General features: G+C 63.3%; 7 protein-coding genes. 4 read left to right on the top strand and 3 right to left on the bottom strand.

Annotated elements, in window-relative coordinates; all coding sequences use genetic code 11:
- Nucleotides 1-137 precede the first annotated feature (137 nt).
- On the top strand, nucleotides 138-1823 hold the full coding sequence (locus ACN9MO_RS17355) for a heparinase II/III family protein (protein WP_113133126.1): 1686 nt from the start codon (nucleotides 138-140) through the stop codon (nucleotides 1821-1823).
- 124 nt (nucleotides 1824-1947) lie between these two features.
- Nucleotides 1948-3558: a bifunctional phosphoribosylaminoimidazolecarboxamide formyltransferase/IMP cyclohydrolase gene (gene purH, locus ACN9MO_RS17350; RefSeq protein WP_112995098.1), complete on the top strand. Its 1611-nt coding sequence runs from the start codon at nucleotides 1948-1950 to the stop codon at nucleotides 3556-3558.
- 17 nt (nucleotides 3559-3575) lie between these two features.
- Here the strand turns inward: purH and ACN9MO_RS17345 are convergent, their stop codons facing one another.
- A complete protein-coding gene (locus ACN9MO_RS17345) occupies nucleotides 3576-5003 on the bottom strand; it encodes an MFS transporter (protein WP_112995099.1) in 1428 nt (475 codons plus the stop codon).
- A 186-nt stretch (nucleotides 5004-5189) separates the two neighbouring features.
- Entirely contained in the window at nucleotides 5190-9983 is a 4794-nt protein-coding gene (locus tag ACN9MO_RS17340; protein WP_112995100.1) for an NAD-glutamate dehydrogenase, read from the bottom strand.
- Nucleotides 9984-10268: 285 nt separating this feature from the next.
- Between ACN9MO_RS17340 and pdxY the strand changes: the two genes are divergently transcribed.
- Both pdxY and ACN9MO_RS17330 read left to right on the top strand, forming a co-directional pair.
- Nucleotides 10269-11150 carry a pyridoxal kinase PdxY gene (gene pdxY, locus ACN9MO_RS17335; protein WP_058321638.1) on the top strand — a complete coding sequence of 294 codons (882 nt, stop codon included), beginning with the start codon at nucleotides 10269-10271 and terminating at the stop codon, nucleotides 11148-11150.
- Between the two features lie 130 nt (nucleotides 11151-11280).
- The gene (locus tag ACN9MO_RS17330) at nucleotides 11281-11934 is read left to right on the top strand and encodes a carbonic anhydrase (protein WP_058327505.1); all 654 of its coding nucleotides are present in this window, start codon (nucleotides 11281-11283) and stop codon (nucleotides 11932-11934) included.
- An 88-nt stretch (nucleotides 11935-12022) separates the two neighbouring features.
- Here the strand turns inward: ACN9MO_RS17330 and ACN9MO_RS17325 are convergent, their stop codons facing one another.
- Entirely contained in the window at nucleotides 12023-12844 is an 822-nt protein-coding gene (locus ACN9MO_RS17325; RefSeq protein ID WP_093233510.1) for a lytic murein transglycosylase, read from the bottom strand.
- Nucleotides 12845-12982: the final 138 nt, after the last annotated feature.

Raw genomic sequence — 12982 nt, 5'->3', positions numbered from 1 at the left:
CCAGAGGCCTATCAAAGACGACAATATTGATAAAAGTTTAACGGTCTCTCTGACACCATGCGGCGGCTGGCGCGAGACCATCGCCCGTTCAGATGTCTTGAGCGGTCGTGCCAGAAATGAGGAAACCGGCGGCCTTGATGTTGTTTTCCGGCAGGCGGAGGCTTTCTTACCTGTATGTGCGTGAAGGTTGGCGCCGGGTGTCGCGCCGGCTGTCGATCGGTCGCGTCTCCACTTTGCGTTTTACTGGCTCGACGCCCAACCGCCTGATCGTCGCGCCGACCGATCTTAGAGCCGTCGATCCCTTTGTTGCCGAAGAAATTCTCGCCGGCCGTTTCCCGCTTGCCGGCCGCGTTGTCGATACGGAAGGCGAGTCGCCGTTCGAGATCGACCTGCCGTCGCGCGAGTTCGCGGCGCGTCTCCACTCCTTCGGCTGGCTGAGGCACCTGCGTGCGATCCGCGAGGATGCCGGCTATGTGCGTTTGCGCCAGATCGTCGACGACTGGATCGCCACCCACGGCCGCGATCTCGGCGGCATTGCCTGGGATCCGGATATCATCGCCCAGCGTATCATTGCCTGGCTTTCCCACTCGCCCGTTGTTTTGCGCAATGCGGAGCATGGTTTCTATCGCCGTTTCCTGAAGAGTCTGGCGCTTCAGGTGCGCTACCTGCGCCACATCGCAGAGACGGTGCGCGATGGCGAGGCGAGGCTTCGGGTGCGGCTTGCGCTTGCCATGGCGTCGGTCGCCATGCCAGCTTCGCCGAGCGCCATTCGCAAAGCCTCGCGCCATCTCGACCTCGAACTCGATCGCCAGATCCTGCCGGATGGCAGCCATTGCTCGCGCAGCCCGCGGGCCGGGCTCGAATTGCTGCTCGATCTGCTGCCGCTTCGGCAGACCTACGTCAATCTCGGCCATGACGTGCCGTCGCGGCTGATCCCCTGCATCGACCGCATGTATCCGGCCCTGCGCTTTTTCCGCCATCAGGGCGGCGAGCTCGCGCTGTTCAACGGCGCGACGTCGGTCCTGGCGCACGAACTGGCCTCGGTGCTGCGTTATGACGAGACCGCAGGCGAACCGTTCCGTTCGCTGCCCCATGCGCATTACGAGCGTCTGGCGATCGAGAACACGGTCGTCATCATGGATACCGGCCGGCCGCTTTCCGTCGATCTCTCGCGCAGCGCCCATGCCGGCTGCCTGTCCTTCGAAATGTCGTCGGGCAAGACGCGCTTCGTCGTCAATTCCGGTGCCCCGAAATTTGCCGGCGACCGTTTCCGGCAGATGTCGCGCACGACCGCAGCGCATTCCACTGTCACCGTCAACGACACGTCCTCTTCGCGCTTCTCGCACTCCCGTTTCCTGGGGCCGATCATGACGACAGGCGTTTCGAAGGTAACGGTGGCACGGAAAGACGAGCCTGGCGGGCTGGAGTCGGTGACGGCAAGTCATGACGGTTATCTTGCGGCCTTCGACCTGGTCCACGAACGCGACATCGGCGTCCTGAACGGCGGCCGCATGATCCGTGGCCGCGACCGGCTGTCGCGGGCCGATGGCAGTGATCCGGACGACGGCAATACGGCAACGGCTGTCGCGCGTTTCCACATTCATCCGGCCGTGGGCATCCGCCAGAATAATGCGCGCGAGATCTTTCTGACCGCGCCGGATGGCGAAATCTGGCTCTTTGCCTGCCAGGACGGAGAGCTTGCGGTGGAGGAGGACATCTTCTTTGCCGATCCTTCGGGCATCCGCGCGTCGTCGCAACTGACCGTAACCTTCGCCGTCGCCCGTCAGCCGGAGATCCAGTGGACCTTCTCGCGCGTGAACTGAGGTGCTTATTTTAGCGCTACCGTCTCGTGGAGGTTCCTTCTCCAGACAAGCTATGCTAACGGGCAGCCATCCCAACCGCCGGAGCTTCCTCCCGGGCGTCCGGCGCCGCCAAAGGAGCATGGTGATGGCTGTCGCCTCGAAGAAAATCCCCGCCCCGAACGAGGTTACGGTCCGCACCGCCCTCCTCTCCGTGTCCGATAAAGCAGGCGTCGTCGATCTGGCGCGCGCTCTTCATGAAAAGGGCATCCGGCTCGTATCGACCGGCGGCACGCACAAGGCGCTCTCGGAGGCCGGCCTGCCGGTGAGCGACGTTTCCGAACTGACCGGCTTTCCTGAAGTCATGGATGGCCGCGTGAAGACGCTGCATCCGGGCGTGCACGGCGGCTTGCTCGCGATCCGCGACGATGCCGATCACGTCGCCGCGATGTCGACGCACGGCATCACCGCGATCGACCTTGCGATCATCAACCTCTATCCCTTCGAAGAAGTCCGCGCCCAGGGCGGCGACTATCCGACCACAGTCGAAAACATCGACATCGGCGGCCCGGCAATGATCCGCGCCTCGGCCAAGAACCATGCCTATGTGACGATCGTCACCGATCCGGCCGACTATCCGGTTCTTTTGGAAGAGCTTGCTGCCGGCAAGACGACCTATGCCTTCCGCCAGAAGATGGCGGCCAAGGCCTATGCCCGCACCGCGGCTTACGATGCAGCCATCTCCAACTGGTTCGCCGAGGCGCTCGATACGCCGATGCCGCGCCACCGGGTGATCGGCGGCGTGCTCAAGGAAGAGATGCGCTACGGCGAGAACCCGCATCAGAAGGCGGGCTTTTATCTCACCGGCGAGAACCGCCCGGGTGTCGCCACCGCGACGCTGCTTCAGGGCAAGCAGCTCTCCTACAACAACATCAACGACACGGATGCGGCCTTCGAACTGGTCGCCGAATTCCTGCCGGAGAAGGCGCCGGCCTGTGCCATCATCAAGCACGCCAATCCTTGCGGCGTTGCAACGGCACCGACGCTGACGGAAGCCTATCGCCGGGCGCTTGCCTGCGATTCCACGTCGGCGTTCGGCGGCATCATCGCGCTCAACCAGGAACTCGATGCGGAAACGGCGGAAGAAATCGTCAAGCTCTTCACCGAAGTGATCATCGCGCCTTCCGTCAGCGATGCTGCCAAGGCGGTCATCGCCCGCAAGCCAAACCTTCGCCTGCTTTCGACCGGTGGCCTGCCGGACCCGCGCATTCCCGGCCTTGCGGCCAAGACCGTCTCAGGCGGTCTGCTGGTGCAGACGCGCGACAACGGCATGGTCGAAGATCTCGAGCTCAAGGTCGTGACCAAGCGCGCGCCGACGGCCCAGGAACTCGAGGACATGAAGTTCGCCTTCAAGGTGGCGAAACACGTCAAGTCGAACGCGATCGTCTATGCCAAGGACGGCCAGACCGCCGGCATCGGCGCTGGCCAGATGAGCCGCGTCGATTCCGCCCGCATCGCTGCGATCAAGGCCGAGGAAGCGGCCAAGGCGCTCGGTCTCGCGACGCCGCTCACCAAGGGCTCCGCCGTCGCCTCCGAAGCCTTCCTGCCCTTTGCTGACGGTCTGCTCTCGGCGATTGCCGCAGGTGCCACCGCCGTCATCCAGCCGGGCGGCTCGATGCGTGACGAAGAGGTGATTGCCGCTGCCAACGAGCACGGCGTTGCCATGGTCTTCACCGGTATGCGCCACTTCCGCCACTAAGGCGCGTGAACGACAAGTCAGAGGCCGTCGCGTCCGAAGGATGCGGCGGTTTTTTTGCGCCCGTCGTCAGCCGGATAGGGCGTGCGCAGGAGGATCAACAGGCCAACGACCAGAAACGCGATGAGGGCCATCATGCCGATGCGGGCCGAACCGGTGGCAAGCGTGATCGTCGCGACCGAGGCAGGGGCAAGGAACGACGTGGCGCGGCCGGAAAGCGCATAGAGACCGAAGTAGCGCCCGGCCTCGTCCAGGCTGACGCTGCGGGCAAGATATGAACGCGACGAGGCCTGAACCGGGCCGAAGGCTATGCCAACCAAGAGGCCATAGAGGATGTAGGCCTTCTCAGCCGCCGTGCCGAACAGGCCCCCGGTATCCTCCGTCGACAGCGGCATGAGACCGAACAGGGTGAAGCCCGGGCCGGTCGAGACGATGCCGATCGTTGCCAATGTCAGGCAGATCAGGCTGGCAGTGACGATGACCTTGGAGCCGAGCCGCGTATCAAGCCTGCTTGCATAGAGGCAGCCGCCGATGGCGACGACGTTCAAGATGATGCCGTAGATGCCGAGTTCCAGCGTCCGCCAGCCAAACATTGCGGCGGCGAAGGTGCCGCCAAGCGCCAGAAGGCCGTTGACGCCATCCTGGAAGATCATGCGCGCGATGAGGAAGCGCAGAATGCCCGTTCTTTCCTTGAGTTCGCCGAGCGTGCCCTTCAATTCCCGAAGGCCGGTGACGGTTGCCTTGCCAAGCGACATGGTCGCCTTAGTCGCATCCGGGGTGAACAGGAACATCGGCAGGATGAAGACGAGGTACCAAAGCGCCGAGATCGGGCCGGTGATGCGCGCATCCTCTCCCTTGGCAGGATCGAGACCAAACAACGGATCGATGCCGGCTGCCGTCTTGCCGGTCTCGGGGCTGCCGGCAAGGAGTGCCACGACGGCGATCAGCACGATCATGCCGCCGAGATAGCCAAGCCCCCAGGCGATATTCGAGATGCGGCCGACGTCCTTCTCCGGAACGAGGCGCGGCATCATCGAATCGTTGAAGACGATCGAGAACTCGGCCGCGATGCTTGCGAGGATCATGAAGATCGCCGGGTAGAGGATGGGCGAGCCGGGTGCCGCGAACCAGAGCATGGCGAGTGATGCGATCTTGATGACCGCAAAGAAGGCGATCCAGGGTTTGCGCGGCCCCGTCGCATCGGCGATCGAGCCAAGTACCGGTGAAAGCACGGCGATAATGATGCCGGAAACCGTCAGCGTATAGCCCCACATCGCCTGGCCGACGGCGTGATCCTCCGTCAGGCGCGAGACGAAGTAGGGGCCGAAGATGAAGGTGGTGATGACCGTGAAGAAGGGTTGCGCCGCCCAGTCGAACAGCATCCAGCCAGCGATGCCCGCGCGCGACGCCCGCGGTTGTTCCTCAGTCCTCTCGGCCGAAATCTGCAAGGTCCCCTCCCGAAACGACTGCGCCGCGCGTCCTCTCGAACGCGCGGCGCAGCCTATCTTCAATCCCACCGATTCCAAAAGGTCCAGAGCAGGATGCGGACGAAAAAACTGCCCGCATCTGCGTTTGTCCCGTTCAGGCGGGCCGGTTCCATCCAACCCGCGCCGATCGGTACGGGATAAAATGCCTTACTTCGCCCTACCGCGTGCGAGGTCATTGAGGAGACCTGCAGCAACGGTGATCTTGGCGAGCGTCGTTTCGCCCTTCTCGGTCAGGAGCCGCAGCTGGCCGGTCGCCTGGGCGACTCGGACGCGTTCGCTCTCTTCCCAGGCGGCTACCGGATTGCGGTCCTTCTTCTGCTCGCGCAGCGCTGCCGCGGTGATATCCCGCCGCGCTGCGGCGATATCGGATACGGCCCGCGACAGAGCCATTGCCTCGAACTGCTCCGTTGCCGGAACACGATCGGACGCCGCAAGCAGGCGGTTGATCCGAAGCGTGTCGGTGACGGCGAAGTAGCCCTGGGCCGTGCGGCTCAGCGTTTCGCCGGTTTCAGCGGCAATCTGCATGATCTCGGGCACGAGCGTCATCAACGCCAGTTCCGAAATCTCCTCGGCGAGCTTGGCGGGTACCCCGCCCTCGACGAAGGCAGCCGTCTTCAACCGGGCCTCTTCGGCGCTCTCGCCGGAGACGGCGGTCCGCATGGTAGCGCGCAGCTTCTGCAGGCCGTCGCCGAGACGCGATACGGCTTCGGAGACCGAGCCGGTCGCCGCGTGGGTACGCAACGCCCGCTCGGTGACGAGTGTGAAGATGCGACCGACTTCCTGGTAGAGGATGTTCTGCAGGCCGCCGCCGATCTTGTTGTCGAGTGCGTCGATCTCGTCATAGATCCGCGGCAGGTCGAAGCCGTCGAGCGCCAGCACAGCGGCCTTGACGACGTCGGCCGAGAGGAAGCCGGTGGCATCCGTCAGCGTCGAGACGAAGGCCGGGCCACCGCGGTTGATGACTTCGTTGGCGAGGATCGTCGCGATGATTTCGCGGCGCAGGCGATGGCCGTGAATGTCGCCGGCATAGGTCTTGCGCATCTTGCCCGGGAAGTAGCGCTCCAGCGTTGCCGTGAAGTACGGATCGTCGGGCAGTTCGCTCGCAATCAGTTCATCGAAGAGAACGAGCTTGGAGTAGGAAAGCAACACGCCGATTTCCGCGCGGGTCAACGGCTTGCCTGCCTGGTAGCGCTCGGTCATCGCCTGGTCGGTCGGCAGCGTCTCGACCTTGCGGTTGAGATGGCCGTCGGCCTCGAGGCGCGTCATGAGCCGGCCAAGCGTCGTGCGGTTGCCGAGCCCTTGCATCGCGGTCAGCGAGATCGCCAGCGATTGCTCGTAGTTGTTGCGCAGCACCAGATGGCCCACTTCCTCGGTCATCGAGGCGAGCAGCGTATTGCGCTTCGGGCGGGTCAGGCGACCATCGCGCATGGCCGAAGCAAGCGCGATCTTGATGTTGACCTCGACGTCGGAGGAGTTGACGCCGGCCGAGTTGTCGATGGCGTCCGAGTTGCAGCGGCCGCCATTGAGGCCGAAGCCGATGCGGCCCTTCTGGGTAACGCCCAGGTTAGCGCCCTCGCCGATGACGCGGGCGCGGACCTCTTCGGCCGTCACACGGATGGCATCGTTGGCGCGGTCGCCGACTTCCGCATCCGTTTCGTTGCTGCCGCGGATGTAGGTGCCGATGCCGCCGAACCATAGCAGATCGACCTGGTTCTTCAGGATCGCATTCATTATCTCGAAGGGCGTTGCCTTCTGCTTGTCGAGGCCGATGGCGGCCATCGCCTGAGGCGTGAGCGTCACCGACTTTTCGGCACGCGAGATGATCATCGCGCCCTCGGACAGCGTCTTGCGGTCATAGTCCTGCCAGCTCGAACGCGGCAGAGCGAACATGCGCGTGCGCTCGGCGAACGAGGCATCGATATCCGGCGACGGATCGATGAAGATGTCGCGGTGGTCGAAGGCCGCGATCAGGCGGATCTTCTCCGAGAGCAGCATGCCGTTGCCGAAGACGTCACCGGACATGTCGCCGACGCCGGCAACGGTGAAGGGCGTCGTCTGGATGTCGATGTCCATCTCGCGGAAGTGCCGCTTGACGGTCTCCCAGGCGCCGCGGGCGGTGATGCCCATCTTCTTGTGGTCGTAGCCGGCGGAGCCGCCCGAGGCGAAGGCGTCGTCAAGCCAGAAGCCCGCTTCCTGCGCCAGGCCGTTGGCCGTGTCGGAGAAGGTCGCAGTGCCCTTGTCGGCGGCAACGACGAAATAGGGGTCGTCACCATCGCGGCGCAGCGTATCGGCGGGCGGCACGATATCCTGGCCGACGATGTTGTCAGTCACCGAAAGCAGAGTGCGGATGTAGGTCTTGTAGGCTTCGGTACCGGCCCTGAAGACCTCGTCACGGGTGCCGCCGACGGGGAGTTGCTTCGGATAGAAGCCGCCCTTGGCGCCAACCGGTACGATGACGGCGTTCTTGACCTGCTGCGCCTTGACGAGGCCAAGCACTTCCGTGCGGTAGTCCTGGGCGCGGTCCGACCAGCGCAGGCCGCCACGGGCGACCTTGCCGAAGCGCAGGTGCACGCCCTCGACCTCGGTGCCGTAGACGAAGATTTCGCGGAACGGACGCGGTTCCGGCAGGCCGTCGAGCTGCTTCGGGTCAAGCTTGAAGGCGAGAACCGCGCGCGGCTTGCCGTCGGCGCCATGCTGGAAGTAGTTGGTCCGGAGCGTCGCTTCGATCGCGTTGACGTAGCGGCGCAGGATGCGATCCTCGTCGAGGCTCGGAACGGCAGACAGCGCGTCCTCGATCGCGGAAAGCAGGGCGCTGCACTTCTTTGCACGCGGCTTTTCCTCGAGCTTCGGATCCATCCGGGTCACGAACAGCTTGAAGATATCGGCTGCGATCGCCGGATACTTGTTCAGCGTGTCGGCGATATAGCCCTGCGAATAGGTGATGCCGGCCTGGCGCAGATAGCGGGAATAGGCGCGCAGCACCGTGACTTCGCGGGCATTGAGGCCCGCAAGCAGGATCAGCCGGTTGAAGTTGTCGTCCTCGATCGTGCCGTTCCAGGCGGCGAGGAAGGCTTCCTCCAGCGCCGCACCCGACTTTTCGAGATTGAGCGCAAGGCCGTCGCGATGGATCAGCTCCATGTCGTGCAGCACGACGCGGTGCTTGTCCTCGCCGTGCCTGCCGACATTGAGGTCGTAGGTCTGTTCGCTGATGACCCGGAAGCCGAGGTTTTCCAGCAGCGGCACGCGGCGCGACAGCGACACGGGCTCGCCGGCATGGAAGATCTTCAGCTCGGCCGTGTCAGGACGGTTGACCGGGCGGTTATAGTTGTAGAACGAGATCCGGATCGGATCTTCCGCCTTGCAGGCGGCAATGTCTGCAAGGTCGGCATAGGCTTCCGCCGGCGTGAAGAACGACTGGTAGGCGCCGTCGACATCAAGCTCGATGCCGTCCTTACGGGCGAGAAGGTCGAACCGATCGATCCAGCGCGTGACGATGCCGCGAACGGCCTCTTCAAGCTTGGCCTGCGGAATGCGCGGGGTCTTGCCGCTGGTGCGGCCTATGATGAAGTGGACGCGCGCCAGACCGCCTTCGGGGAAGGCCGGGTAATAGGCCGAAACGCGGCCGTCATAGGCGGTCTTCAGGTAGTCGCCGATCTTTTCGCGTACGTCGGAATCATATTGTTCGCGCGGCACGAAGACGATGACCGAGACAAAGCGGTCGAAATGGTCGATGCGCGGCAGGACGCGGATGCGCGGCCGGTCGCCCAACTCGTTGATCTGTTCGCAGAAGGCGGCGAGCAGACCGACATCGATCTGGAAGAGGTCGTCGCGCGGATAGGATTCGAGCGTGTTGTCCAGCATCTTGCCGGAGTGGCTCTGCGGGTCGTAGCCGAAATGGTCGACGATCTTCTCGATCTTGTGGCGCAGCAACGGGATTTCAGCCGCCTGGCGGGTATAGGCCGAGGAAGTGAACAGGCCGACAATGCGCAACTCGCCGGCGACATTGCCGTCGGCATCGAAGCGCTTGATGCCGATATAGTCCATATAGGCGCGGCGATGGACGACCGATTTCACGTTGGCCTTGGTGACGATCAGGAAATCGGGGCCGTCGAGGAAGGCGAGGATTTCCGGCGTGGTCAGTACTGCGTCCTTGCCCTGGCGCAGAACGCGCACGTCGGGGTTGGAGAGGATGCCGAGGCCCCTGCCCTTGCCGCGCTCGACCGTCGCCTTTCCGCCCTTGCCCGAGTAGGTATACTCGCGCATGCCGATAAAGGTGAAGTTGTTGTCGCGCAGCCAGCGAAGGAAGGCGAGCGCCTCATCACGGTCGCTTTTCTTGCGCGAGGCGTTGTAGGCCTCGAGTTCCTGCACGGCCTGGTCGAGCAGCGCCGTCATCGCCGGCCAGTCGTGTACCGTCTGGTGTACCTGCTCCAGCACGTCGCGGATGCGGTTGCTGAGCTGCTCGGCTTCGACGGGCGCCAGCTTCGTCAAGTGGATCTGGATGTGGCTGACGCGGTGCGCCGGATCGCTTGCCTCTTCCGGATCGAAGAGTTTTACCGGCTTGCCCGGTTCCTTGACCAGGATGGGATGGATCGCAAGGTGGATATCGCGGTGCGTGCTGGTGATTTCCCCCATGACCGAATCATAGAGGAACGGCATGTTGTGTTCGGTGATCGCGATGATCGAAACCTCGGTGCCACCCGGCGCCACGCCGGCGACGGTTTCGACCGAAACTTGCGGCTTGCCGCCATCCCAGCGGGCGAGTTCACGATGCGCATGGGCTGCAATCAGCGCCAGCATGTCCGCCGAATAAAGATCGAGGTCATCGTTGCTGGCCCCACCGAAGAGGCTCTCCGGCGCCAGCGCGTCGACGCCCAGTTTGATGGCGGCCGCCTTTGCTGCGTCGATGTGTCTGTCCCGCTTCGGATTGTATTTCACGCCCATGAAGTCTCTCCCACTCATGATAGGCCAAACCCTATCAGAACCATGGCTAATGGCGACCGCTATTTACGCCGATTTCGGCAAAATCGAGCCGAAAATTGGAGAATTTCACGTGAAAACAGCTTAAATCCATTTAAATCGAAGGCAATTTCGCGAAAATTGCTCGAAAATCGATGAAAAAGCACGAAAACGCCAGCGGCTTCCACCGGACCTATCTGCCATCGCCTGTTGACAGGGCGGTGACAGTCGGGTGATCAGAGTTTGTAGACCGAAGGATTGGACTCGTCGATGCCCGAAATGCCCTCCCTGCCCGGCGCCGTCATCGTCATCTCGAGCCATGTCGTGCGTGGCAAGGTCGGCAACCGGGCCGCGGTGTTCGCGTTGGAGACGCTGGGGCATCCGGTCTGGGCACTGCCGACGGTCATTCTTCCCTGGCATCCCGGACACGGGCGCTCGACCCGCGTCACCATTTCAGACGCGGATTTCCAGTCGATGATCGACGATCTCATTGCCGCGCCCTGGGTCGGGGAGGTGCGCGCCGTGCTTTCGGGCTATCTCGGATCGCCCGGTCAGGCCGAAGGCGTTGTGCGGTTGGTGACGACTCTCAGGGAACGTAATCCCAAGCTGATCTACGCCTGCGATCCCGTCATTGGCGACGCCGGCGGGCTCTATGTTCCGGAGGCGACCGCGACGGCCATCCGCGACCAGCTGCTGCCGCTCGCCAACCTGGCGACGCCGAACCGCTTCGAGCTCGCCTGGCTCGCCGGCGCGACGCTGGAGACCAATACGGCGATCCTCGATGCCGCCCTCGGCCTCGGTCCGGCCCGCGTGCTGGTGACCTCAGCGGTGCCGATGATGAGCGGCGGTACCGGCAATCTCTTCCTTTCGGGCAATCACGCGCTGCTCGCCGAACATCGGCTCGTCGAGAACCCGCCGAATGGCACCGGAGACTTGCTGACTGCCCTGTTTCTCGCGCGGCTTCTCGAAGGACTATCGGAAGAGCGCGCATTGCAGATGGCGACCGCAAGCGTGTTCGAGATCATCGCGCGGAGCGTCAAACGCGGTGCCGACGAGTTGACGATCGAGCAGGACGCTTCGAGCCTTTCGACGCCGATGGCGATGGTGCAGATGCGCCGCCTGGTGCATCCGAATCAGATGCGGCGCAAATAGAAGAAACTGTTCATGGGCAGCAGCCCTTGTCGCATCGTGGATTGAACTTTAGGTCATGATGATATTCATGGCGGGGCGTGATGCGGGCGGAAGTCCGCTCATCCCGCTCGAAGCAGCAGCGGAGTAATCGATGGACAAGCAGCAACAGCGTTTTCCGGACCACCTTCTGAACGGCTACCACAACTTCATGAATGGCCGCTTCAGCGAACAGCAGAAGCGCTACAAGGTGCTGGCGGAAACCGGCCAGAAGCCGAGGACGATGGTTGTTGCCTGTTGCGATTCGCGGGCGGCGCCGGAAACGATCTTCGACAGCGGGCCGGGTGAACTCTTCGTCGTGCGCAACGTCGCCAATCTCATGCCGCCCTATGAGCCGGACGGCCATTACCATTCGACGTCGGCCGCGCTTGAGTTCGCCGTGCAGTCGCTCCGCGTCAGCGACATCGTCGTGATGGGGCATGGCCGCTGCGGCGGTATCAAGGCGGTGCTCGATCCTGATGCCGAGCCCTTGTCGCCGGGCGATTTCATCGGTCGCTGGATGAACCTCCTGAAGCCGGCCGCCGAGCAGATCCAAAGCAACGACGTCATGACCCAGGCGGAGCGGCAGCGTGCGCTCGAGCGGGTCTCGATCCGCAACTCGCTTGCCAACCTGCGCACCTTCCCTTGTGTTCAGATCCTCGAAGCCAAGGGCAAGCTGCATCTGCACGGCGCCTGGTTCGACATCTCGACCGGCGAGCTTTGGATCATGGATCCCGCGACCGGCGACTTCTCCCGCCCGGGCATGTAACCAGCAAAAAAGCCCGAATCGACGATCCGGGCTTTGCAATCTTCCGAAAGGCATCGTGCATCCGGAGAGATGCGCGAATTGGGTTCGATCAGAGGCCGTCGATCTCGGCGCCGATGATGGCGATTGCCTGCTGGTAGACGGTTGCCGCGTTCCAGCCCTGGATCGCGCCGAAATTCGCCTGGCCTTGTTGATAGCCGGCACCCGGCTGCCAGCCGTGACCGCGCAGGAAGTTGGCGGTCGAGGCCAGCGCGTCGGCCTTGGAGCGAACCATGTCGATGTGGCCGTTGCCGTCGCCATCGACGCCGTATTTCAGGACGTTGGCCGGCAGGAACTGGGTCTGCCCGATCTCGCCGTGGGCCGCACCGCGCGCATCGGGGCTCAGGTCACCGCGCTGTACAAGCTGCAGGGCGGCATAGAGCTGGTCGGTGAAATAGTCCGAGCGGCGGCAGTCATAGGCGAGCGTCGAAACCGCCGAGAGCGTATGCTCTTTGCCCATGAAGCCGCCAAAGCCTGTTTCCATGCCCCAGATAGCGATCAGCGGGCCGGCGGGCACGCCGAAGCGGCGTTCAATGCTGGTGAAGAGCGCCGCATTCTGCTGCTTCATCTTCTTGCCGCGGGAAATGATCGTCTGACCGCCGCGCTTCTGCATGAACTGGTCGAGCGACAGCTTGAAGCTCTTCTGGCCGCGGTCGGCGCGGATCGTCGCCTTGTTGTAGGAGACGCTGGAAAGGGCGCGGTCGAGCACCGCAGGGCTGATGCCGCTGCCTGAGGCTTCCTGCTTGAAATTCTGCACCCAGGCAGCAAATCCGCTTCCGTCGTTGCCGCATTGGGCGGCGGAGGCCACCGCCGGAAAAACTACAGTCGAAACCAGGGCAGCAAGCCCCACCGCTACGCACTTTGCCCTGTGCATGAAATACCCCGTCATAGCCCGAATCTCATTGCTTTCAAAAATGCCAGCCTTGGCCGGCCATGTCACCTGCCGGAAGCGGCGGTAACTTTTTCGTGGTTTCACGTGAAGCCGGGGCGAAACGACCCGCGATTGTGAAAC

Source organism: Ensifer sp. R-19 (genome assembly GCF_049905105.1).
In the GTDB taxonomy this organism is placed as follows: domain Bacteria; phylum Pseudomonadota; class Alphaproteobacteria; order Rhizobiales; family Rhizobiaceae; genus Ensifer.
The sequence above is the reverse complement of the archived record's forward strand: the minus strand, read 5'-3'. Positions and strand labels throughout refer to the sequence as shown.

Excerpts from the sequence above, each read along its gene's own strand:
- ACN9MO_RS17340 (WP_112995100.1), bottom strand. The coding sequence starts at position 9,983 with ATGGGCGTGAAATACAATCCGAAGCGGGACAGACACATCGACGCAGCA.
- ACN9MO_RS17330 (WP_058327505.1), top strand. The coding sequence starts at position 11,281 with ATGGACAAGCAGCAACAGCGTTTTCCGGACCACCTTCTGAACGGCTAC.
- ACN9MO_RS17325 (WP_093233510.1), bottom strand. The coding sequence starts at position 12,844 with ATGCACAGGGCAAAGTGCGTAGCGGTGGGGCTTGCTGCCCTGGTTTCG.
- ACN9MO_RS17355 (WP_113133126.1), top strand. The coding sequence starts at position 138 with ATGTTGTTTTCCGGCAGGCGGAGGCTTTCTTACCTGTATGTGCGTGAA.
- purH (WP_112995098.1), top strand. The coding sequence starts at position 1,948 with ATGGCTGTCGCCTCGAAGAAAATCCCCGCCCCGAACGAGGTTACGGTC.
- pdxY (WP_058321638.1), top strand. The coding sequence starts at position 10,269 with ATGCCCGAAATGCCCTCCCTGCCCGGCGCCGTCATCGTCATCTCGAGC.